This window comes from Actinoplanes sp. NPDC020271, assembly GCF_044388125.1.
GTDB lineage: Bacteria > Actinomycetota > Actinomycetes > Mycobacteriales > Micromonosporaceae > Actinoplanes.
The window spans coordinates 688,914-710,330 of sequence record NZ_JBIRWQ010000001.1 but is presented as its reverse complement, the minus strand read 5'-3'; the positions used below and the strand labels follow the sequence as shown (position 1 = coordinate 710,330).

Here is a 21,417-nt window from a genome sequence, read left to right as displayed (position 1 = left end):
GGCTGGGTCGAATGATGCTGCGCCGCTGGCACCTCGCTGTCCTGGCCCTGCTCGCGGTCACGGCGCTGGCCTGCGAGGGCGGCGCCGGTGCGGCCGATCCCGACTCCGGAGCCCAGCCGACGCGGACGCGGACGAAGCCTCCGGCCACCGCGGTCAGCGGCTATCCGGCGTCGATGGCCGCGCTCGGCGACTCGATCACCGCCGGGGTCGGCAGTTGCCTGGCCTACCTGGCGTGCAGCCGGAACTCCTGGTCGACCGGGACCGGCGACGACGTGGACAGCCACTACCGGCGGATCCTGGCCGAGAACCCGAAGATCAAGGGTCACGCGCACAACTTCGCCGAGCCCGGTGCCGAGGCGAACGCGCTGGCCGCGCAGGCGACCCGCGCGGTCGACGCGAAGGTGTCCTACGTGACGGTCCTGATCGGCGCGAACGACGCCTGCGCCGCCTCGGTCAGCGGCATGACCTCGGTGGCGAGGTTCCGGGACGGGGTGGACGCGGCGCTGAGCCGGCTGAAGAAGGGCCTGCCGAAGGCGCGGGTGCTGGTGGCCAGCATCCCCGACCTGTACCGGCTGTGGCAGGTCGGGCGCGACGACGCCGAGGTGGTGCGGGTGTGGCGGGCCGGCGGGGTCTGTCCGTCGATGCTGGTCAACCCGGGTTCGAGCGCGGCTGCGGACGAGCAGCGGCGGCGCGCGGTGCGGGACCGGATCGACGCGTACGACGCCGAGCTGCGCGAGGCCTGCGCGAAGTACGGCAGCCGGTGCCGCTGGGACGAGGGCCGGGTGCACGACGTCCGGTTCAGCATCGACCTGTTGAACACGTTCGACTTCTTCCACCCGAACCTGAAGGGCCAGAACGAGCTCGCCGACGTGACGTACCCGGGTGATTTCACCTGGTGATCGCATAGGCTGACGTCCATGAGTTTCCTGCCCGGGAAATCCGCCTCCGTCCCTCTGCACGCGGCCGGCGAGCTCGGCCTGGTGCCCGGCCAGGGCCGCGATCACTGGTGGGGCCGGTTGTCCGAGCAGGCCCGGCGACGGATCGCCGCCTCGGCCGGCGCGACCGTCGAGTGGTACGCCTACGACGACGAGAGCCTGCCGGTCGCCGTGGTGCTCGGCGCGAACGCCCTGGTGGTGTGGACCCCGGAGCGGCTGATCGCCCACCGCTACGTGCGCCGGTCACTCACCCAGACGCGGGTGCGACAGAGTCCGTCGAGCACCGGCCCGGGTGGCGGCCTGACCGCGGCCGGGCCACCGCCGGTGGATCTCGGGCTCAGCGAGAGCCTGCGCGGTTTCCTCGGCAACCTGCCCGCCGAGGCCCAGCAGCGGTTGCAGCAGCCGTTCGTCGCCGGTGACCGGGTCACCGCGTTCGAGTTCTTCTACTACGGCAACGAGGAGGAGATGGACGTCTGGTGTTACCTGGCCGGTTCGTCCGCGGTCACGTTCGCCGCGGGGCACCGCAAGGCCCGGCGGGGTGCGCCGCCGCACGCGGTCGCCTGGGACCTGAAGTGCTATCACGCCCCGCTGGCGGCGAACTGACCCCGGGCGTACCAGGCGGCCACCAGCGTGCCCAGGCACAGGGCCGCCGCGCTGAGGCCCAGCGACCAGTGGATCCCGACGACCGCGCCGAACAGTCCGACGGTGACGCCGCTGCCGAAACGCAGGCCGTTCGCGGACATCCCGTAGACGCCGATCACCCGCCCGCGGTCGGCCGGCGGCGCCATCAGCTGGACCACGGTCTGCCCGACCGACATCGACGCCAGGTTCGCCACCCCGCCCGCGACCAGCAGCAGCACCGCCACCGGATAACTCGGGGTGACCGCGAAGAAGAGCGTGAACAGGCCGTAGAGCCCGGTGCTGATCACCGCGGACAGGACCGTCGGCTTGATCCAGCCGGTCGCCTCGAGGACCAGGCCGCCGAGCACGCCTCCGGCGCCATTGGCAAAGAGCAATATCCCGTACGCCGTCCCGGCGCTCCCGCTGCCCAGATCCTGCGCGAAGAGCGGCATCGCGGACTGCAGTGACGCACCCACGAAGAACGACCCCAGCCCACCCAGGACGATCATGCTGACCAGGGTGTGATCGGCGCTGACCTGTCGCAGCACCCGGACCGAGTCCCTGATCCCGACCCGTTGCCGGTTCCGCGGCACCCCACCGTCCCGGGTGTGCCCGGTGAACCTCGTGACGAACAGGAACACGGTCAGCGGCAGGTAGAAGGCCACGTTCGCGAAGATGCCCCAGGTCGGGCCGAGCCCGAGCAGCAGCGCCGAGCCGACCGCCGGCCCGAAGAGCACGCCCAGGCTGCGGAACGTGGCGTTGAGCCGGACCGCGCTGGGCAGTTCCTCGTCCCCGACGAAGTCGTGCAGCATCAACTGCTCGCCGGGACCCCACAGCGCACCGGCGATCCCGTGCAGCACCAGCAGCACGCACGCGTGCCAGATCTGCAGCGTCCCGGTCAGGAAGAGCACGCCCCAGGCCACCGAGACCAGCGCGAACAGGCCCTGCGCGGCCTGGATCACCCGGCGGCAGTCGTAGCGGTCGGCCAGCGAGCCGAACCAGACCGACAGGAACAGGAACGGCAGCCAGTGGCTGATCACCTGGAACCCGGAGAGCACCGGCGAGTGGAACTTCTCCCACAACACCCAGTACGTGATCACGTGCTCGATGTTGTCGGCCATCATCGCCAGTGCCGCGCCGACCAGGTACGTCCGGGCGTCGGAGTTCCGCAGCGCCGCGAATCGCCGGGGCGCGGCGGGCACATGCGCGGTCTGGCCGCAGGCAGCACACATGGTCACAGCCTTGTGCCTGCGGCCGGACCACGTACCACTAAGTGATCAACTAAACAGTCAGGGCCTGGCGGACCGCGGGTTCCGCGCCCGTGCCGCCGTCGCCGGTCGAGGTGACCCGGCCCGCCTCCAGGACGTAGTAACGGGCCGCGGCCCGCAGGGCGAAGCCCACGTGCTGCTCGACCAGCAGGACCGACATGCCGCCGCGCGCGGCCAGCCCGAGGATGGTCTGCTCGATCTCGGCGACGACCGACGGCTGGATGCCCTCGGTCGGCTCGTCCAGCAGGAGCAGCCGCGGGCGGGTGATCAGCGCCCGGGCCAGCGCCAGTTGCTGCCGCTGCCCGCCGGAGAGCAGCCCGGCCCGCCGCCCGAGCAGCTCTTTCAGGGCCGGGAACAGGTCCAGCGTCTCGGCCATCGCCGGTCGCCCGTCCTTGCGGCCGTCCGCGACCAGCTGCAGGTTCTCCAGCGTGGTCAGGTGCGGGAAACTCTGCTGACCCTGCGGGACGTACGCCATGCCGCGCGCCACCCGCTCGTGCGGCGCGAGGCGGGTGATGTCCTCGCCGTCCAGCCGGACCGCGCCGGTCCGGGGTCTGAGCAGGCCCACGGCGGCGCGGAGCAGCGTGCTCTTGCCGGCGCCGTTGTGTCCCAGGATCGCGGCCACCCCGTCGGCCGGGACGTCGAGCGACACGCCGTGCAGGACGGTGCTACGGCCGTACCCGCAATGCAGGTCGGTGATCTCAAGCATTTCCGGCCTCCAGGGCGTGACCGAGATAGACCTCCTGGACCCGTGGATCGGCCTGGACCTCGGCGACCGTGCCCTCGGAGAGGATCGTGCCGGCGTGCATGACCGTGACCGTCCGGGCGAATCGCCGCAGGAAGTCCATGTCGTGCTCGATCACCACGACCGTGTGGTCGCGGCTGAGCTCGCCGAGCAGTTCGCCGGTCGCGTCGCGCTCCTCGTGGCTCATGCCCGCGACCGGCTCGTCGAGCAGGAACAGCCTGGCGTTCTGGACCAGCAGCATGCCGATCTCCAGCCACTGTTTCTGCCCGTGCGGCAGCGTGCCGGCGAGCTGGTCGCGGACCGCGGTGAGCCGGATCGTCTCCAGCGCGTGCTGGACTTCCGGCGGTACCGACGAGCGGCGGCGCAGCAACGTGAGCGGCCCGCGGTTCCACCCGGCGGCGATGTCCAGGTTCTGCAGGACGGTCAGTTCCTCGAAGACCGTCGAGTTCTGGAACGTCCGGCCGACGCCGAGCCGCGCGATCCGGTGGACCTTGCGTCCGAGCAGCTCATGGCCGTCGAAAGTGACCGAGCCGGTGGCTTTCGCGAGGCCGGTGATCGCGTCGACGAGGGTGGTCTTGCCGGCGCCGTTCGGCCCGATGATGAACCGCACGTCCCCGGCCGGGATCTCGAGATCCACCCCGTCGACGGCCACGAAACCATCAAAGACGACCCGCAGATCGTGTACGGACAGAGCAGTCACGCTGTGCCTGCCTTTCGCGTGCGCTCCTGGCCCTCGCCTGCGGGGCCGCCTGGCGCTTCCGGTGGGTGCCGCTCGGTGCAGTCGCTCACGCGGGAGTCACCTCCTTCTTCGAGGAGCGGCGCCGCAGGAACACCGCGAGCGAGGCCAGTCCGCCGGGAAGGAACACCACGGGCAGGATGAAGAGCAGCCCCTCGAAGTACGTCCACGCCGACGGAAGCCGCTCGGACAGTGCCGTCCGCGCCCAGGCCACGGCGATCGCGCCGACCGCCGGCCCGACCAGGCCGGCCCGTCCACCGACCGCGACCCCGATCACGAACTCGATCGACGGCACCACCCCGATCATCGCCGGCGAGATGATCCCGACCGCCGGGACGAAGAGCGCCCCGGCCAGCCCGGCCATGCCGGCCGCCACCACGTACGCGACGAGCTTGACGTTCGCCGGGTCGTAGCCGAGGAAACGGACCCGCTCCTCGCCGTCCCGGACCGCGACCAGCAGTTCCCCGTACCGGCTGCGCATCAGCTGCCAGGCGAGGCCGAGCACGGCGAGCAGGGCGGCCGCCACGACGAAGTAGACGGTCCGGCGGTTCACCGGGTCGTTCAGGTCGTACCCGAAGAAGCCCTGGATGTCGGTGAGACCGTTGGTGCCTCCCGTGGTGCCCTGCTGTCCGATCAGGAAGATCGCGAGGGCCGCGCAGAGCGCCTGGGAGAGGATCGCGAAGTACGCCCCGCGCACCTTACGCCGGAAGATCAGCAGGCCCAGGAGCAGCGCCACCGTCATCGGCAGCAGGACCGTCGCACCCAGCGCGAACGCCGGGTTCGCGAACGGTGTCCACCACCAGGGCAGGGCGTCCAACTGCCCGTACAGCTGCATGAAGTCCGGCAGCCGGCCGGGGCCCGCGTCGGCGAGCTTGAGGTGCATCGCCATCGCGTAGCCGCCGAGGCCGAAGAAGACGCCCTGGCCGAGGGTGAGCATGCCGCCGCGGCCCCAGGCCAGGCCGATGCCGACCGCGACGATCGCCAGGCACAGGTATTTCGCGAGCAGGCTCAGCCGGAAGTCACCGAGCACGACCGGCGCCACCCCGAACAGAACGACGGCGCCGAGTCCGAATCCGACCAGCGCGCGGCTCCTCGTCGGCCGCACCTCCACCGCGGTCTCCGGCGGATCTTGGAGCAACGTCATCGTCGGCTCCTCGCCCTCGGCCGATTCATCCCGCTCGTCATGCCAGGCTCCTCGTCCGGAGCGTGAACAAGCCCTGCGGGCGCCACTGCAGGAACGCGACGATCACCACGAAGACGATCACGCTGGCAACGCTGACCGTGGTGGTGTACTCCACGGTGGACTGCAGGACACCGAGCGTGAACGCCACGATCACGGTGCCCTTGAGCTGCCCGATCCCGCCCACGACGACGACCAGGAACGCGTTCACGATCAGGTTGGTGCCCATGGTCGGGCCGATCGGGCCGACCAGGGTGAGCGCCACCCCGGCGATCCCGGCCAGCCCGGAGCCGATGAAGAAGGTCAGCCGGTCCACCCGGCCGGTGGCCAGCCCGGAGACGGCGGCCAGATCCCGGTTCTGCACCACCGCGCGGATCCGCCGGCCCAGCGGTGTGGTCTTCAGGCCGGCGGTCAGCGCGGCGACCGCGACCAGGGCCAGCACCAGGATGAAGACCCGGCTGCTGGAGATCACCAGGTCGTCGGTGACGTGGATGCTGCCGGTCAGCGCCGACGGCGCCCGGGTCTGCACGTTCGGCGCGCCGAAGACGTCCCGGAACACCTGCTGCAGGATCAGCGAGACACCCCAGGTGACCAGCAGGGTGTCCAGCGGCCGGGCGTAGAGCCGCCGGATCAGCAGCACCTCGATGAGCACGCCGAGCAGCCCGGCCACCACGAATGCCACCGGCAGGGCGATCAGCAGGGAGACCCCGGCCCCGCTGATCACTTTCTGCAGCACGTAGACGGTGTAGGCGCCGGCCGCGATCAGTTCACCGTGCGCCATGTTGATCACGTTCATCTGGCCGAAGGTCAGCGAGAGTCCGAGAGCGATCAGCAGGAGGACGGCACCGATGCTGATCCCGGTGAACAGCTGGCTCAGGACGAGGGTCACGACAGGCCACTCGCCCAGGGGTAACCCTTGAGGAACGGGTCCGGCTTGATCGGCTGGCCGGAGTTCCAGACCTCGGTGATCAGCCCGTCGTCACCGATCTTGCCGATCCGCGCGGTCTTGAAGATGTGCTGCGTCGCGCCGTCCACGGTGACCTTGCCCTCGGGCGCGTCGTAGGTGATTCCCTCGGAAGCCGCCTTGACCTTCTCCACGTCGAACGAGCCGGCCTTCTCGACCATCGACTTCCACAGGTAGACCGAGGTGTAGGCGGCCTCCATCGGGTCGCTGGTCGGCTTGTCCGCGCCGTACTTCGCCTTGTACGCCTTGACGAACTTCTCGTTGGCCGCGCCCGGCGTGGTCTGGTAGTAGTTCCAGGCGGTGAGCTGCCCGGCCAGGTACTGCGTGCCGATGCTCTTGACCTCCTCCTCGGCGATCGAGACGGAGACCACGGGCATCGCGGCCGCGGTCAGGCCGGCCGATTTGTACTCCTTGAAGAAGGCGACGTTGCTGTCACCGTTGAGCGTGTTGAAGACCGCCGACGCCCCGGACGCCTTCACCTTGTTGACGATCGTGGAGAACTCGGTCGAGCCCAGCGGCGCGTAGTCCTCGCCCAGCACCTTCATGCCGTTGGCCTCGGCGTACGCCTTGATGATCTTGTTAGCCGTGCGCGGGAAGACGTAGTCGGAGCCGACCAGGTAGAGCGAGGTCTTGCCCTGCGCCTTGAGGTAGTCCAGGCCGGGCACGATCTGCTGATTGGTGGTGGCGCCGGTGTAGAAGATGTACGGCGACTGTTCGAGGCCCTCGTACTGCACCGGGTAGAAGAGCAGCGACTTGTTCTTCTCGAAGACCGGCTTGACCGCTTTGCGCGACGCCGAGGTCCAGCAGCCGAAGACCGCCGCGACCTTGTCCTGGCTGATCAGTTTCTGTGCCTTCTCGGCGAAGGTCGGCCAGTCCGACCCGCCGTCCTCGCTGACCGGCTCGATCTGCTTGCCGAGCACACCGCCGGCCGTGTTGATCTCGTCGATCGCCAGTTTCAGCGAGTCCCGGACGGTGACCTCGCTGATCGCCATCGTCCCGGAGAGCGAGTTGAGCAGGCCGACCTTGACGGACGAGCCGGAAGTGTCGATCGTGGCGCCGGCCCCGGAGGCCGTCGCGGAGTCGTTGGTCCTGGCACCGCAGGCGGTGAGCAGCGCTACGGCGGTGACCGCCGCGACGAGGGCCGCGCGATTTCTGAACATGAAGTCTCCTGGCTCACAGAAAGCGGAAATCCATGCCTCCGGGGTCGCCGGCTGGGGCACCGCCAGTCTTGGAGCCGTCGATTTCCGGCCCGTTACCCGCCGCTTAATGACGAGTTTCGATGGATGCGCGTGGTGAGGTCGCCGGGGCCTCAGCCGAACAGGAAGCGTGTCCACTCGCGAGTGAAGCGGGCCGCCCGCGGCGACCAGCGCAGCACGCCGGCCACCGCCCAGCAGCACAGCGCGACGAGCACGAAGAAGGTGAACGGCCAGGCCACATACGGCTCCCACAGCGCGTCCGGCCCGTCCGGCGGGATCGGCGCAGGCCCGGGCAGCAACAGCCCCCCGGTGACCGCGATCGTGGGGACCAGCAGCAGGACCGTGCCGATGCCGCCCAGAACCCGGGCCGCGGCCGGCCGTGACCGGCGGCTGAAGCGCAACCCGATCCACCCGCCCAGCAGCAGCCCCGCGCCCCAGCCGACCAAGGCGAGAACCCGGACGAGAGCCGGCTCCACCCGGTGGAAGACCACACCGCCGGGGCCGGGACCCTGGTGGACGGCGATCTGGATCCCGTCGCGCCGGGCGGTCACCGAGCCCGGCTCCTGATCCGGCCGGAGCTGCCAGCCGTCCCGCCGCAGGGCGGCCCGGGCCCCGGCGAGATCCATCACCGGAACGGCACCGGCCTTGACCACCGACACCGAGCCCGCGTCGTACTCCTCCGCCCCGGCGAACGCCTCGCAGCCCGTCGGGTAGTAGCTGCCGAAGACCATGTCGTGCCGCTCGACCTCACCGACCGTCATCCCGGGCACGACCGCGGCGGCGATCTCCCGCGCCCGCTGATCGGTGGGCAGGGACGCGGCACCCCGCCACCCGAGCCAGGCGCCGAACCCGGCCGCCGGCGCGGCGACGGTCATCGCCACCACGAACACGGCGATCCACCGCCACACCCGGGGCCAGAACCGATGATCGACGTACTGATCGTCGGTCGCGAGAATCGACATGCCGGCACCCTAGGGCAGGGCACCGACGCTTTCGAAGCGGGCCACGAAACGACGCTGCCACGGCGTCTCGACCGCGTGCCGGTTGTAGCGTTCGCGCACCCAGGCCACGGCCTGCGCCGCCGGGACGCCGTCGAGCACGGCGAGGCAGGCCAGCGCGGTTCCGGTCCGGCCGACGCCGCCGAAACAGGCGATCTCGACCCGCTCACCCTCGGCCCGGCGCAGGGCTTCGGCCAAGACCGATTTCGCGTACGAGGGGTCGGCCGGAAGCCAGAAGTCCGGCCACCTCACCCAGCGGCTCTCCCACCCGAACTCGGGTGGCGGTGAGCCCAGCACGTACACCCCGAGGTGGGGTGGATGCCCGGTCGGCATGGGCGCACGCAGCCCACGGCCGCGGACGAGTCGCCCGGACGGCAGCCGCAGCACCCCGGCCCCGGCCGGCTCCCAGCCCGCAAATTCGGTCATGTTCCCGGATGTTATTCCGTAACGTGCACGCCTTGTGATGGCTACCCTGTTGCCCCCGCGCCTGGGGTCGAGTTTCCGCTGGCTGGTCGCGTCGTCGTGGGCCACGAATCTCGGTGACGGCATCTCGGCGGCGGCCGGTCCACTGCTGGTCGCCTCGCTCACCGACGACCCGTTCCGGATCTCGCTGGCCGCGCTGCTCTCCTGGGCACCGCCGCTGGCCCTCGGCCTGTACGCCGGGGTGCTCTCGGACCGCCACGACCGCCGCCGGATCCTGCTGATCGCCAACGCGGTCCGGGTCCTGGTGCTGCTGGGGCTGGCCGGCACGCTGGCCTCCGGGCGGCTCACGGTGGAGATCGCTCTGGCCGGGCTGGGGCTGCTGAGCACGGCCGAGGTGTTCGCCGACAACACCACCGCGACGCTGGCCCCGATGCTGGTCGCCCGGGAGGATCTGACGCTGGCCAACGCGCGGCTGACCGGTGGTTTCGTCACCCTGAACCAGCTGGCCGGGCCTCCGATCGGCGCCGCGCTCTTCGCCGCGGGCCGGGCCTGGCCGCTGGTCGCCGAGATGCTGCTGCTGTGTGCCGGGACGCTGCTGGTGTCCCGGGTGTCGCTGCCGCCGCACGGGCGGGCCGAGTCCGGGGCGAGCATGCGCCGGGACGTGCTCGAAGGGGTGCGCTGGGTGGTGCGGCACCCGGCCGTCCGTACCCTCTGCCTGATCGTCCTGATCTTCAACCTGGCGTTCGGGGCGGCCTGGTCGGTGCTGGTGCTCTACGCGACCGAGCGGCTGGGGCTGGGCGCGGTCGGCTACGGCCTGATCACCACGGTCGGGGCGGTCGGCGGGATCCTGGGGACGGTCGCCTACGGCTGGCTCACCGCCCGGATCAGCCTGGGCAACCTGATGCGGATCGGCCTGATCATCGAGACCGGCACCCACCTGATCCTCGGGGTCACCAGTTCGCCGTGGGTCGCGTTGCCGACGTTCTTCCTGTTCGGAGTGCACGAGTTCGTCTGGCGGAGCACCGCCACCACGGTCCGGCAGCGGGCCGTCCCGGTGCAGCTCCAGGGCCGGGTCGGCGCCGTCACCGTCATGTGCGTCTACGGTGGCCTGGTCGTCGGCGCGGCCTTCGGCGGGGTGCTGGCCTCCCGGTACGGCGTGGTCACCCCGTTCCGCGTCGCGTTCGTGTGCGCGCTGATCTCGTTGATCGCCCTCTGGCCGCAGATGAAGCACGTCGCTCACGACGACTGATCGCCCTCCGGACGCGTTAGGAAGCACGTCGCTCACGACGCCCGCGCCCGCTATAGTTCGCGGCATGCACAGCGTGTTCGTCTCCCGACGCCGGCGTCCCCAGGGCCGCCGCTGATCTGTGCATTCCGCCGGCGGGTCGATCCCGCCGGTGACGCATGTGTGTCCTGGTCGACCCGCCTCGTCCGTACGAGGAAATCGGGTGTTGACCTTGAACTTGGAATCTCTTCTGCATGATCGGCTCGCGCCCGCCCTGGAAGCGGTCGCGGGCCGGCCCGTCGATCCCGCGGTGCGGTCGTCGCCGCACGCCGACTTCCAGTCCGGGGCGCCGCTGGCGCTGGCCCGGGAATTGGAGCGGCCGCCGCGGGAGATCGCCGCCGACGTGGCCGCCAAGGCCGATCTGACCGGTCTCGCCGAGATCGCCGTATCGGGGCCGGGTTTCCTGAATCTGACCGTTTCCGCCGGCCTGCTGGACGGGTCGCTGCAGTCGGTCGCCGTCGACGATCGGCTCGGGGTGCCGCTGGTGCCGGACCCGCAGCGGGTGGTGATCGACTACTCCGGGCCCAACGTGGCCAAGGAGATGCACGTCGGTCACCTGCGGTCGACCATCATCGGTGACGCGCTGGCCCGGATGCTGGAGTGGCTCGGCCACGACGTGGTCCGGGTGAATCACCTGGGCGACTGGGGCACGCCGTTCGGGATGCTGGTCGAGCATCTCGTCGACCTGGGCGGCGACGCCGAGCACTCGATCAGCGACCTGACCGCTTTCTATCAGGCGGCGCGGGTCAAGTTCGACGGCGATGACGATTTCCGGACCCGGGCGCGGCTGCGGGTGGTGGCGTTGCAGTCCGGTGATCCGCTGTCCCGGGATCTGTGGCGCAAGCTGGTCGCGCAGTCCGAGCGGTACTTCCTGGACGTGTATGCGCGGCTCGGCGTGACGCTGGGCCCGGCCGACTTCGCGGGGGAGAGCCGGTATCAGGACGATCTGGACACCATCGTGGCCGAGCTGGGGGAGAAGGGGCTGCTCAGCGAGAGCGACGGCGCTCTCTGTGCGTTCCCGGACGGGTTCACCGGGCGGGACGGCGAGCCGTTGCCGCTGATCGTGCGCAAGGCCGACGGCGGGTACGGCTACGCCGCGACCGACCTGGCCGCGATCCGGTACCGGGCCGGGACGCTCGGCGGGCAGCGGCTGCTCTACGTGGTCGGCAGCCCGCAGCAGACCCACTTCGCGATGGTGTTCGCGGTCGCGCGAGCGGCCGGGTGGCTGCCCGCGGAGGTGACCGCCGAGCACATCGGGTTCGGCTCGATCCTGGGCGCGGACGGCAAAATGCTCAAGTCCCGGGCCGGTGACTCGGTCAAGCTGGCCACGCTGCTCGACGAGGCGGTCGGCCGGGCCTCCGCACCGGCGATCGGGATCGGCGCGATCAAGTACGCGGACCTCTCCGGCGACCGGCGGGGCGACTACGTCTTCGACCTCGACCGGATGCTCGCGATCACCGGGAACACCGGTCCGTACCTGCAGATGGCGTACGCCCGGGTCTGTTCGATCTTCCGGAAGGCGGGCCGTGAGCCGGGCCCGGTGACCGTCACCGAACCGGCGGAACGGGCGCTGGCGCTGACGCTGCTCGGCTTCGAGGCGGCCGTCACGACCGCCGCCGAGCAGGCCGAACCGCATCGGCTCGCCGTCTACCTGCACGACCTGGCCCAGGCGTTCTCGGTCTTCTACGAGCGGTGCCCGGTGCTGCGGGCCGAGCCGGAGGTGCGGGCCGGCCGGCTCGGACTGGCCGACCTGACCGCGCGGACGCTCCACACCGGATTGTTTCTGCTGGGTATCGAGGCACCGGAGGAGATTTGATCAAACTTGACGCGGGGGCAATCTTGCGTTGATCGACCGATGACCCTATCGACCGTTAGGGTGCTGGGGTTGCGGCGCCCACGAGGCGCGGCTCATCGATCTTCTCGAAAGGTTCGCAATGACGCTTCCCAACGGCGTTTCGCGGCGCGGTGTGCTGGCGGTCTCGGCTGCCGCGGCCGCGGCGCCCCTCGCTTTCCCGGGCGCGGCGCAGGCCGGCGGCAAGGGCCACGGTCACCCGCAGCCGCCGAAGGCTCCGGAGACCTTCCACCTGACCGTCCTGGGCACTTCGGACCTGCACGGCAACATCTACAACTGGGACTACTACAAGGACGCCGAGTATGACGACTCCGCGCACAACGACGTCGGTGTCGCCAAGGCCGCCGCGCTGATCAACAAGCTGCGCAAGGAGGCGACCGGCGGCACGCTGGTGCTCGACGCCGGCGACACGATCCAGGGCACGCCGCTGGCCACGTACTACGCCAAGCAGGAGCCGATCACCACCACCGGTGAGAAGCACCCGATGGCCAAGTCGATGAACGTGCTCAGCTACGACGCGGTCGTGCTCGGCAACCACGAGTTCAACTACGGCCTGCCGCTGCTGAACCTCTGGATCCGCCAGCTCGGCTTCCCCGCCCTGGCGGCGAACGCGGTGAGCGCCAGGACCGGGAAGCCGGCCTTCACGCCGTACGTCATCAAGAAGGTCTCTGTCGGCAGGCACGCACCCACTCTGCGTGTCGGCATCCTCGGCCTGACCAACCCGGGTGTCGCGATCTGGGACAAGGGCAACGTCGAGGGCAAGCTGAACTTCCTCGGCATGGTCGAGACGGCCGCCACGTGGGTGCCGGAGATCCGCAAGCGCGGCGCCGACATCGTCATCGTGGTCGCGCACGGCGGCGACAGCGGCGTCTCCAGCTACGGCTCCGAGCTGCCGAACGAGAACCCGGTCGGTCTGATCGCCCAGCAGGTCCCCGGCATCGACGCGATCCTTTTCGGACACGCGCACCTGGAGATCGCGCAGAAGTTCGTCACCAACACCGCGACCGGCAAGCAGGTGCTCACCTCGGAGCCGTCGAAGTGGGGCCAGCGGGTCACCAAGATGGACTTCGACCTGGTCCGCGAGCACGGCAAGTGGAAGGTCACGACCGCGGCGTCGGCGACCCTGAACACCAACACGGTCGACGCCGACCCGAAGGTGCTGGCCGTCACCAAGAGCCAGCACAACAAGACCGTGGCCTACGTCAACCAGGTCGTCGCCGCCTCCACCGAGGAACTCTCCGCCGCCACCTCGCGGTACGAGGACACCCCGATCCTCGACTACATCAACAAGGTGCAGACCGACGAGGTGACCAAGGCGCTGGCCGGCACGCAGTACGCGAGCCTGCCCGTGCTGTCGATCGCCGCGCCGTTCAGCCGTACCGCGGTGTTCCCGAAGGGCGACGTCAAGATCAAGGACGTCGCGGGGCTCTACATCTACGACAACACCCTGGAAGCGGTCGTGCTGACCGGTGCCGAGGTGCGGGCGTACCTGGAGTACTCGGCGAAGTTCTTCAAGACCCTCGCCGCCGGCGCGCCGGTCGACGTCGCCACCATCAGCGACAGCACCATCCCGGACTACAACTACGACATCCTCTCCGGGGTCGAGTACGACATCGACATCAGCAAGCCGATCGGCAGCCGCATCACCAAGCTGCAGCTCGACGGCGTCGACGTGGCCGCCGACGCGCAGTTCGTCGTCGCGGTCAACAACTACCGCCGGTCCGGCGGCGGCGCGTTCCCCGGCATCGTGAAGACCCAGGTCTACAACGAGCAGAAGGAGATCCGCCAGCTCCTCATCGACTGGGCGCAGGCCAAGGGCCAGATCAACCCGGCCGACTTCTTCGTGAAGAACTGGCAGCTCGTCCGCGAGGGCGTCCCGGTCACCTTCTGACGATCGGTTCCGCGGGGGCGCCTTCGACGATCAAAGGCGCCCCTTCGGTACGTTATTTCGCCGTCTCCCAGTTGCCGCGCGCATCGGCCTTGATCTGCACCGACGCCGACCGTCCGTCGGCCAGCCGGAACGTGCAGGTGTAGGGGCGCAGCCCGTCATCGCCCCGCACCCCGGCCGGCGCGCAGCCACCCGACTTCACCTTCGTGCCGACCGCCTCCTCGATCCGGCCGTCGCCGAGCACCTTGGCCTGCACCGCCGTGGTCGCCGCGCTCTCCACACTGCTCCGGTGCATCGGCACCACCACGTCGGCGATCAGGAACGACCAGAACGCGCCCCCGGCGACCAGGGTGGCCAGGAAGGCGATCCAGTACGGGGCGCGGGGGCGGCCGTACGCCTTGGCCTTGCCCGACCGGCGCATCGCGGAGACCACGCCGAGCACGCTGAGGAAGAACGTCCACGCCACCACCGGCCGCCAGGACGGGGCGTCCGGCCGGCTCTCCCCCAGAACCGCCTGCGGGAAGCGGACCAGGAGCTGGCCGTGCCGGTTCGCCGGGGAGCCGTAGGGTGGGATCGTGCCGCCGAACGGCAACGATCCCAGCTCCTCGGTCGCCGCCTCCCCGTTCTCCGCGACCGGGGCTCGGTGGCCGGCCGCCGGGCCGCCGGGCGTTTGATGTCCGGCCGTTCGGTACGCGGCCGTCCGGGATTCGTTCGGCCAGGCCGGTGCCTCGGCCCGGTGGCCGTCCGTCCACGGCATGGTCTCCGTCTCCTGCGCCCACGGCGGTGACACGGCGTAGTCGACGGGGTACTCGTTGTGCGGCGTCTGGACGGTCATCGTGCGGCCTTTCCGGTAGCGGCTCGGGTGCAGTTCCGTGCCACCCGGGTTCATCGGCCGCCACCCGGCCCAGTTGAGGATTCAGTTGCCGCCGGTTGCATTTCCGGTGCCGGCGAGCGGGACCTGCATCTCGGTCAGCCACTCCTCGAGGCGCCCGTCCGGGCAGTGCAGGTACACCTCGCGGGCATAGCCGGGCGGGACCGGCCGGAACCCGTTCTCCTCGATCCAGGTCGCGATCCGCCCGCCGGTGCGGAACGCCTCCGACATCGGACCCTTGTGCACCGCGGCCGCCACCTCCACCGGCGGCAGCACCGTGACGTCGAACCCGGCCCCGGCGACGTCGGCGTCACCGATCGGGAAAGCCGCGTGCACGGTGATCGTCTCGTCCTCCGGGCCGGTCGGTGCCGGCCGGTAGAACGCGAGCGGTGACCCGGTCATCGTGACTCCGGCCGCCTCCATCAGCTCCATCAGGCGCGGGTAGAGAGGAGTCAGATTCTCGGTGATGGACGTGGGATGGTCGTAGCCCAGCGCAGTGGCGGACAACTCTGCCACGCGCAGCGCCGGGACCTGCTTCAGAACGACGTCCGCGGTGTTCATGTGACCCTCCGTCTCGATCATCCGGAGACGCGCGTCGACCAGGGCCAGGCGGGCGTTGTCCCGCTCCACCTGAGCCGTCAGCTCGGCCCGCCGCAACCGCAGCATCCCCCGCAGCTCCGCCGGGTCCAGCTTCTCCTCGACCATCAGCTGCACCTGCTGCAGCGTGAAGCCGAGATCCTTGAGAGCGAGGATCCGGTTGAGCCGCAGCAACTGCTCGGCGGTGTAGAACCGGTAGCCGCTGTGCGGGTCGACGTGAGCAGGCAGCAGCAGACCGATGGCGTCGTAGTGGCGCAGCATGCGCACCGACACCCGGCCCAGGCCGGCGAAGTCTCCGATACTCAACATGGCCGGTCCACCGTCCCGTCTGACACTGTGTCAGGGTCAACCGTTGGTGTCGGGTTCCGTCGGGGTGGCCGGCGACGTGCTGGTGGCCGGGCTGCTCGGCGGCGGGCTGCTGGGCGCCGACGAGGACGGAGCGGCACTGGACGGGGTGGGGCTGGGCGACGCCGAGGTGGCCGAGGGCGAGGCCGAGGTGACGGACGGCTTCGCCGACGGCTTCCTGCTGCTCGACGGCGCATGGGCGGACGGCACCACCACCGGGGCCGCGGACTCCGGGTCGAACGTCGCCTCGCTGGTGTCCTGCTGGGAGATGCCCGGGTTGTCCTTCTTGCCGCCGTCGGTGCTGGCGTCGGCGGGCTTGTCCTTGTCGCTCACCGCCCACGCGATCCCGAGGCCGCCGGCCACGATGAACAGCGCGATCACGGCGATCATCAGGCCACGCTGGGCGAACGGCTTCTCCGGCGTGTAGACCGGAGCCGGCATCGGCGGCGGGGACGGCGACATCCGCGGGCGGGCGACCGGCATCGTCGGATAGGCCCCCGACTGCGGGCTGGCATAGGCGCCCGACGGCGGGCCGGAGTAGGCCCCCGACGGCGGGCCGGTGTAGGCGCCCGACGGCGGGCCGGACGGGCTGACCGGCACCGGGCTCCTCGGCGCGATCATGGCCGTGCCGGTGAGCCGCTTCCAGTCCTGCGGGCTGCCGACCACCGCGTAGGCCGCCTCGGCGAACTCGGCGGCGCTCTGATAGCGGTCGGCGGGCTGCTTGGCCATCGCCCGGGCGATCAGCTCGCGCACCTCGTAGGGCACGTGGTCGGGCAGGGGATCCGGCTCGTCCTCCAGGTGACGCAGCGCGACCTGCAGCGCGTTGTCCCCGTCGAACGGCGGGCGGCCGGCGATGCAGTGATAGGCCACCGCGCCCAGGGCGTAGACATCCGTCCCCGGGGTCAGGTTGCCCTTGGCGACCTGCTCGGGTGCCATGTAGAGCGCCGTGCCGACGATCGCGTTCAGCCCGGTCATGCTGGTCAGCGCATTGGAACGGGCGACGCCGAAGTCGATCAGGATGACCGCGCCGGACGGCTTCACGATCAGGTTCCCGGGCTTGATGTCCCGGTGGACGATGCCGGCCTCGTGCGCGGCGTGCAGCGCGTCGGCCGCCTGCGCCACCATCGACAGCGTCTCGGCGACCGGGATCGGGCCCTGCTTCACCCGGTTGGACAGCGGCTCGCCCTCGACGAACGCCATCACCAGGTAGGCGACCTTCTCCGGCCCGCCGGAGTCGCCGGCCTCCGCGTAGTCGTAGACCTCGACGACGCCCGGGTGCCGGAACGCGGCCATCATCCGCGCCTCGCCGTAGAACCGGGCGGCGAACTCGGGATCGTCCAGCATCGCGGTGCGCAGCACCTTCACCGCGACCGTGCGCCCCAGCACCACGTCGGTGCCACGCCACACGTCACCCATGCCACCGGTCGCGATCCGTTCGTCCAACCGGTAGCGGTTGTCCAGGAGATGTCCCGCACTGAGCACCAGGTGGACCTTTTCTGATCGGGCGGCCGGGCCGCTGGCAAGTTCTGATCGATCTTTGATCAACTTCGGATGGATCTCTGATCGAACGCAATGCCGCTCAAGAGTACAGAGCCCGGCGGATCAACGGGAGGTCAGCGGAGACACCCTTTGCCCGGTTGCGGAATCGGCGATGAGCTGGGCGGGACGTCGTTCCCGGGTGTCCGCAGGCGTCGCGCTCGGCACCCGGCGTGCCCTGGAGAGCCGATCCGCGGCCTTCGTCGATGCGGTGCGCGGAAAGGGGGTGCGGCGCCCTGAGACGGCCGCCACACCCCCTTTTTTCCGGCTTTACTTCCCGTCGTACGTCGGGGTGACCACCAGCGCGGTCTCCGCCAGTTCGATCTGCTCGTCCTCCGCCGCGCGTTCCACCGCGGCGCGGGCGGTCGTGGCCGCGGCCCAGCCGGCGGCCAGCCCGAGCAGGCCGAACCCGGCGATCAGGCCCCACGGGCGGCCCGGCTTCTGCCCGGCCAGCGCGTTCGCCGCGGCGTTGGCCCGGCTCCAGGCCTCGTCGGCGGCCCCGCTCGCGCGGCCGGCCAACTTGTGACCCTTCTTACTCGCCTTCCGGGCCAGCTTCTGGCTCCGTTTGTCGACCCGGGCCGCCATCTTCCGCCCGCGCCGGTTCGCCCGATCGGCCAGTCTCTGAGTGCCCCGGCCGGCGCTGTCGGCCGTGGCCGCCGCCTGCTTACCGGCATCCCGGGCGGCCTCGCCCGCGGACGCCATGGCAGCGGACAGGTACTCCCAGGCCTGGGCGGTCGTCCGTTCGGCCCGGTTCTTCCTTGTCGCGAACATCGTCGGTTACCTCCTGCGCTCGCCCAGCTCTGAAGATTCCTGCCCCGATGGTGGTGACGTCAAACGTCCGGTATGGACGGCATCACAGTTCCAAAACGATTTGACGCTCCGCAGTACTCTTGACCACGTTCACACGGGCCACTCAGGTGTCTAACAGGTTCGGGGCCTAACCTTTCGGTCAGTTTCACCGAACCTTCCGGGGGTAGTCCGTCCGCCCTGCAAACAGGGTGCTCGTGACGACCCGCGAACAGAGGAACAACGCCCGGAACGACCCGGGCGGGTGGAGGGGAAAAGGCGTGACGCTGTCGATAACGACGTCGACGCTCGCTGACGGCGCCGTCGAGGTCTCGCCGCGCGGCGAGATCGACGTCGAGAACGCGTATGAGATCCGTGAGGCCGTCGCGGCCCAGCTCGGCGAGGGCATCCCGGCTCGCATCGAGCTCAACATGCAGCACGTGACCTTCATCGACTCCGTGGGCATCAGTGCACTCGTGGCGGCCTTCCAGCTCGCCGGCGTGAGCGGAGTCAAGGTGGTCGTGACCCGGCCCAGCCGGTTCGCGCACAGACAGCTGTGGGTCACCGGCCTTCTCGGCCTCTTCGGCAACCCGCAGCCTCATCAGGACGACGCCGCACTCTCCGGCGCCTGAGGCAGCACCGACCCGGACTCGAAACGGCCCGGTCCCCGCTCGTGGGGGCCGGGCCTTCGTGGTGGTCGGGCCGGGCGGCGACGCTCGGATCGCCGGGGCTGGACGGTGCCGGGCCTTCGTGGTGGTCGGGCCGGGCGGCGACGCTCGGATCGCCGGGGCTGGACGGTGCCGGGCCCTCGCGGTGGTCGGGCCGGGCGGCGACGCTCAGATCGCCGGGGTCTGGATGCGGATGCCGTCGACGTTGATGCGGATGCCGGTGTCCTCGTGCGGGGCCCGCAGTGGCGTGACCACCGCGAAGTTGTCGGCGAGGGCGGCCAGGTCGGTGCCGGCCTCGAGTTCCTCCTCGGCGGCCTGGACGGCCGTGCGGACGTAACCGTCACCGGCCTCGGCGATGCTCATCTGCACCTGGCCGAACCGGGCCAGTGACGCCTGCCTCAGCCCGCGGATGCCGTCCACGTGCAGGTCGGGGACGTTCAGGTTGAAGACCGTGCCGGGCGGGGTGTGCAGGAGAGCGGGCAGGATCCGGACGGCGAGCTCGGCGCCGCTGGCCCAGTGGTGCTGCTCCTCGTCGGCCTTGTGGATGGCGTCGATCGCCGCTCCGCCGCTGGCCGCGGTGGCCTGGGCCGGGGTGAGCACGTCCAGCGACACCGCCAGGCCGCGCAGGCCGGCGTGGGACGCGGTCAGGGTGGCTCCCACGGTCCCGGAGTGGACCACGGCGGCTCCGGCGTTCGCGCCCCGGTTGATGCCGGAGACGACCAGGCCGGGCGCCGGGCCGAACGCTTCCCGCAGGGCGAGCAGGACGATGTACGCGGGGGAGGCCGCCACGCCGTACGCGGGAATGTTCTTGGCTCCTTGAATCTCCCGCGGCTCGGAGACGATCTTTCCGTCCTGCACGACGGCGGTCATGGACGCGCTGCTGCCGCTCGATTCGCTCAGGGGTGCGGCGACCACCACGTCGTAGGCGGCATGCGCGAGTGCCCGCGCCAGCCAGCGGATGCCCGGTGCCTCGATGCCGTCGTCGTTGGTGATCAGGATGCGCAGGTCGCGAGGGGTCATGATGCCTTCTTGATCGGGGTCAGCCGGACTCGTTCGGTCAGTACCCGGACGGCGTCGACGTGCCCGGTGCCGAGTCCGTGCCGGGTGACGTTGAGGGCGCCGGCCGCCGCGCCGGTGCGGACGGCGTCGGTCATCGTGCCGCCGCCGGCGAGGGTGGCGGCGACACCGGCGGTCATCGAGTCGCCGGCGCCGCGATGCTCGGCGGCGGTCAGCCGGGGCAGGGTGACCGCGTAGATCTCGTCGTCGATCAGGGCCAGCGCGCCCTCGCCGGCGCGCGAGACGAGAGCCGCTCCGGCGCCGTCCGCGTTCAGCTTGACCAGGGCGTTCGTCAGTTCCCGGGTGGAACCGTCGGCGGCCAGCCCGTCCTTGATCAGCTCCTCGTGGCTGATCTTGACGACGTCCAGGCCGGCGGCGAGCACCTCTTCGAGGTAGCGCCCGCACAGGTCGGCGATCACGCGGCAGCCGTTCGCGCGCAGGTCGGCGGCGAGTCGCCCGTACACCTCGGGCCTGATCACCGACGGGTGCGCGGGGCCGCTGAGGATGGCGATGCCGGCCCGGAGGCCCTCGGCCAGGGACAGGTTGTAGAGCTCGTCGAGTTCGTGGCGGGAGAGCGGGACGCCGGGGCGCTCGGCGATCTCCTGGCGGCTGCCGCTGCGGCGGTCGTGGACGTACCAGCCGCTGCCGTGCTCGCGGCGGACCAGGCGGATGGTCACGCCCGGCAGTTCGGACATGAGCGGGGCCAGCACCCGGCCGACCTCGCCGCCGGCCGCGGTACAGAGCGTCACCCCGGCGCCGAGCGACGTGATCATGCGGGTCTGCCAGATGCCCTGGCCACCCGGATGCACGTGCAGCTCCGGCTCGTCGTGGTGTTGCTCGATGGTCACCGTCAGCTGGGGAGCCGGCGCGAAGACCATGACCCGGCCGTCACTCATGATTCGCATTCTTATCTTTTTGCGCATCCGGCGTGGCGGATCGCAAAAAGAACAGAAGCCACGTTCTACACCGTGAAGACCCCAGGTTCTGGCCCGCGGATCACGGGGGAGCGAGGCGTGGTCCGGGCGGCGGGTGGCTTCGGCCGGGCGGAAGTCGCCTACCGGTGTTGTATGTGGCCGCCCCCGGACGCGGTCACCCGCCGCCCGGGCCACGCCGCAGCCCGGCGTGATCCGCGGGACAGGACCTGGCGGTGAGGTCTACGACGGCGGAGGTCAGATCGGGGCGGGCGTGCAGCAGCTCGTCCAGACGTACCCGCCACCGGCCCGCCTCCATGTCGATGGCGGATGGATCGCCGCCGGCCCGGACGTCCGCCTCGGTCAGGCGCTCCCGTGTGGCGATCAATTCGGTGTACGTGTCCTTGCCGAGCAGCTCGCGGGCCGCCCAGACGAAGTCGAAGAAGTCCGGGCCGCGGGCGGCGCGGACGAAGGCCCGGGCGCCGTCCCAGACCACGCGGGGCAGATGTTGCACCGTCATGGCTGGATACTCCGCCATCGATGTGATGATCGCCATACC

At 70.6% G+C, this 21,417-nt stretch carries 21 protein-coding genes; 6 read left to right on the top strand and 15 right to left on the bottom strand.

Going from position 1 to position 21,417, the window contains the following annotated elements:
* Window positions 1-14: 14 nt before the first annotated feature.
* Both ACH442_RS03085 and ACH442_RS03080 read left to right on the top strand, forming a co-directional pair.
* Window positions 15-899 carry an SGNH/GDSL hydrolase family protein gene (locus tag ACH442_RS03085; protein WP_396121031.1) on the top strand — a complete coding sequence of 295 codons (885 nt, stop codon included), beginning with the start codon at window positions 15-17 and terminating at the stop codon, window positions 897-899.
* An 18-nt stretch (window positions 900-917) separates the two neighbouring features.
* A complete protein-coding gene (locus tag ACH442_RS03080) occupies window positions 918-1,538 on the top strand; it encodes a hypothetical protein (RefSeq protein WP_396120871.1) in 621 nt (206 codons plus the stop codon).
* On the opposite strand, the gene ACH442_RS03075 is transcribed toward ACH442_RS03080, so the two are convergent.
* The 8 genes from ACH442_RS03075 to ACH442_RS03040 all read right to left on the bottom strand — a co-directional run bounded on the left by ACH442_RS03075 (window position 1,514) and on the right by ACH442_RS03040 (window position 9,066).
* Window positions 1,514-2,788, bottom strand: coding sequence for an MFS transporter (locus ACH442_RS03075; protein ID WP_396120870.1), 1,275 nt, complete (start codon window positions 2,786-2,788; stop codon window positions 1,514-1,516). The genes ACH442_RS03080 and ACH442_RS03075 overlap by 25 nt on opposite strands.
* 49 nt (window positions 2,789-2,837) lie before the next feature.
* On the bottom strand, window positions 2,838-3,530 hold the full coding sequence (gene urtE / locus ACH442_RS03070) for an urea ABC transporter ATP-binding subunit UrtE (RefSeq protein WP_396120869.1): 693 nt from the start codon (window positions 3,528-3,530) through the stop codon (window positions 2,838-2,840).
* A complete protein-coding gene (urtD, locus tag ACH442_RS03065) occupies window positions 3,523-4,266 on the bottom strand; it encodes an urea ABC transporter ATP-binding protein UrtD (RefSeq protein WP_396120868.1) in 744 nt (247 codons plus the stop codon). The genes urtE and urtD overlap by 8 nt, the downstream gene beginning before the upstream one ends.
* 85 nt (window positions 4,267-4,351) lie before the next feature.
* Window positions 4,352-5,446, bottom strand: coding sequence for an urea ABC transporter permease subunit UrtC (gene urtC, locus ACH442_RS03060; RefSeq protein WP_396120867.1), 1,095 nt, complete (start codon window positions 5,444-5,446; stop codon window positions 4,352-4,354).
* 37 nt (window positions 5,447-5,483) lie between these two features.
* Window positions 5,484-6,371, bottom strand: a complete 888-nt coding sequence (gene urtB / locus ACH442_RS03055; RefSeq protein WP_396120866.1) for an urea ABC transporter permease subunit UrtB — start codon at window positions 6,369-6,371, stop codon at window positions 5,484-5,486.
* Window positions 6,368-7,606: an urea ABC transporter substrate-binding protein gene (gene urtA / locus ACH442_RS03050; protein WP_396120865.1), complete on the bottom strand. Its 1,239-nt coding sequence runs from the start codon at window positions 7,604-7,606 to the stop codon at window positions 6,368-6,370. The genes urtB and urtA overlap by 4 nt, the downstream gene beginning before the upstream one ends.
* A 149-nt stretch (window positions 7,607-7,755) precedes the next feature.
* Window positions 7,756-8,604 carry a hypothetical protein gene (locus ACH442_RS03045; RefSeq protein ID WP_396120864.1) on the bottom strand — a complete coding sequence of 283 codons (849 nt, stop codon included), beginning with the start codon at window positions 8,602-8,604 and terminating at the stop codon, window positions 7,756-7,758.
* Between the two features lie 9 nt (window positions 8,605-8,613).
* Window positions 8,614-9,066, bottom strand: coding sequence for a protein-tyrosine phosphatase family protein (locus tag ACH442_RS03040; protein WP_396120863.1), 453 nt, complete (start codon window positions 9,064-9,066; stop codon window positions 8,614-8,616).
* A 37-nt stretch (window positions 9,067-9,103) separates the two neighbouring features.
* Between ACH442_RS03040 and ACH442_RS03035 the strand changes: the two genes are divergently transcribed.
* From ACH442_RS03035 to ACH442_RS03025, 3 genes are all read left to right on the top strand, one after another.
* Window positions 9,104-10,312 (top strand): MFS transporter, encoded by a 1,209-nt coding sequence (locus ACH442_RS03035; protein ID WP_396120862.1) that lies wholly within the window; start codon window positions 9,104-9,106, stop codon window positions 10,310-10,312.
* A gap of 208 nt (window positions 10,313-10,520) precedes the next feature.
* Window positions 10,521-12,164: an arginine--tRNA ligase gene (argS, locus tag ACH442_RS03030; protein WP_396121030.1), complete on the top strand. Its 1,644-nt coding sequence runs from the start codon at window positions 10,521-10,523 to the stop codon at window positions 12,162-12,164.
* A gap of 118 nt (window positions 12,165-12,282) precedes the next feature.
* Entirely contained in the window at window positions 12,283-14,091 is a 1,809-nt protein-coding gene (locus ACH442_RS03025; RefSeq protein WP_396120861.1) for a bifunctional metallophosphatase/5'-nucleotidase, read from the top strand.
* A 52-nt stretch (window positions 14,092-14,143) separates the two neighbouring features.
* Here ACH442_RS03025 and ACH442_RS03020 read toward each other — a convergent pair whose 3' ends face one another.
* From ACH442_RS03020 to ACH442_RS03005, 4 genes are all read right to left on the bottom strand, one after another.
* Window positions 14,144-14,977 (bottom strand): hypothetical protein, encoded by an 834-nt coding sequence (locus ACH442_RS03020; RefSeq protein WP_396120860.1) that lies wholly within the window; start codon window positions 14,975-14,977, stop codon window positions 14,144-14,146.
* Window positions 14,978-15,004: 27 nt separating this feature from the next.
* Window positions 15,005-15,865: a MerR family transcriptional regulator gene (locus ACH442_RS03015; RefSeq protein WP_396120859.1), complete on the bottom strand. Its 861-nt coding sequence runs from the start codon at window positions 15,863-15,865 to the stop codon at window positions 15,005-15,007.
* A 36-nt stretch (window positions 15,866-15,901) separates the two neighbouring features.
* Window positions 15,902-17,383: a serine/threonine-protein kinase gene (locus ACH442_RS03010; RefSeq protein ID WP_396120858.1), complete on the bottom strand. Its 1,482-nt coding sequence runs from the start codon at window positions 17,381-17,383 to the stop codon at window positions 15,902-15,904.
* Between the two features lie 324 nt (window positions 17,384-17,707).
* Window positions 17,708-18,208: a hypothetical protein gene (locus ACH442_RS03005; protein WP_396120857.1), complete on the bottom strand. Its 501-nt coding sequence runs from the start codon at window positions 18,206-18,208 to the stop codon at window positions 17,708-17,710.
* A gap of 296 nt (window positions 18,209-18,504) precedes the next feature.
* Here ACH442_RS03005 and ACH442_RS03000 point away from each other — a divergent pair, with 296 nt between their 5' ends.
* Window positions 18,505-18,855: an STAS domain-containing protein gene (locus tag ACH442_RS03000; RefSeq protein WP_396120856.1), complete on the top strand. Its 351-nt coding sequence runs from the start codon at window positions 18,505-18,507 to the stop codon at window positions 18,853-18,855.
* 204 nt (window positions 18,856-19,059) lie between these two features.
* Here the strand turns inward: ACH442_RS03000 and surE are convergent, their stop codons facing one another.
* The 3 genes from surE to ACH442_RS02985 form a co-directional block, all read right to left on the bottom strand.
* Window positions 19,060-19,911 (bottom strand): 5'/3'-nucleotidase SurE, encoded by an 852-nt coding sequence (gene surE, locus ACH442_RS02995; protein WP_396120855.1) that lies wholly within the window; start codon window positions 19,909-19,911, stop codon window positions 19,060-19,062.
* A complete protein-coding gene (locus tag ACH442_RS02990; RefSeq protein ID WP_396120854.1) occupies window positions 19,908-20,843 on the bottom strand; it encodes a PfkB family carbohydrate kinase in 936 nt (311 codons plus the stop codon). The genes surE and ACH442_RS02990 overlap by 4 nt, the downstream gene beginning before the upstream one ends.
* 193 nt (window positions 20,844-21,036) lie before the next feature.
* Complete coding sequence (locus ACH442_RS02985; RefSeq protein WP_396120853.1) at window positions 21,037-21,378, bottom strand: hypothetical protein; 342 nt, start codon at window positions 21,376-21,378, stop codon at window positions 21,037-21,039.
* Window positions 21,379-21,417: the final 39 nt, after the last annotated feature.

Coding starts and splice junctions, on each gene's coding strand:
- ACH442_RS03085 (WP_396121031.1), top strand. CDS start 15: ATGCTGCGCCGCTGGCACCTCGCTGTCCTGGCCCTGCTCGCGGTCACG.
- ACH442_RS03080 (WP_396120871.1), top strand. CDS start 918: ATGAGTTTCCTGCCCGGGAAATCCGCCTCCGTCCCTCTGCACGCGGCC.
- ACH442_RS03075 (WP_396120870.1), bottom strand. CDS start 2,788: ATGTGTGCTGCCTGCGGCCAGACCGCGCATGTGCCCGCCGCGCCCCGG.
- urtE (WP_396120869.1), bottom strand. CDS start 3,530: ATGCTTGAGATCACCGACCTGCATTGCGGGTACGGCCGTAGCACCGTC.
- urtC (WP_396120867.1), bottom strand. CDS start 5,446: ATGACGTTGCTCCAAGATCCGCCGGAGACCGCGGTGGAGGTGCGGCCG.
- urtA (WP_396120865.1), bottom strand. CDS start 7,606: ATGTTCAGAAATCGCGCGGCCCTCGTCGCGGCGGTCACCGCCGTAGCG.
- ACH442_RS03045 (WP_396120864.1), bottom strand. CDS start 8,604: ATGTCGATTCTCGCGACCGACGATCAGTACGTCGATCATCGGTTCTGG.
- ACH442_RS03040 (WP_396120863.1), bottom strand. CDS start 9,066: ATGACCGAATTTGCGGGCTGGGAGCCGGCCGGGGCCGGGGTGCTGCGG.
- ACH442_RS03035 (WP_396120862.1), top strand. CDS start 9,104: ATGGCTACCCTGTTGCCCCCGCGCCTGGGGTCGAGTTTCCGCTGGCTG.
- ACH442_RS03025 (WP_396120861.1), top strand. CDS start 12,283: ATGACGCTTCCCAACGGCGTTTCGCGGCGCGGTGTGCTGGCGGTCTCG.
- ACH442_RS03020 (WP_396120860.1), bottom strand. CDS start 14,977: ATGAACCCGGGTGGCACGGAACTGCACCCGAGCCGCTACCGGAAAGGC.
- ACH442_RS03015 (WP_396120859.1), bottom strand. CDS start 15,865: ATGTTGAGTATCGGAGACTTCGCCGGCCTGGGCCGGGTGTCGGTGCGC.
- ACH442_RS03005 (WP_396120857.1), bottom strand. CDS start 18,208: ATGTTCGCGACAAGGAAGAACCGGGCCGAACGGACGACCGCCCAGGCC.
- surE (WP_396120855.1), bottom strand. CDS start 19,911: ATGACCCCTCGCGACCTGCGCATCCTGATCACCAACGACGACGGCATC.
- ACH442_RS02990 (WP_396120854.1), bottom strand. CDS start 20,843: ATGAGTGACGGCCGGGTCATGGTCTTCGCGCCGGCTCCCCAGCTGACG.
- ACH442_RS02985 (WP_396120853.1), bottom strand. CDS start 21,378: ATGACGGTGCAACATCTGCCCCGCGTGGTCTGGGACGGCGCCCGGGCC.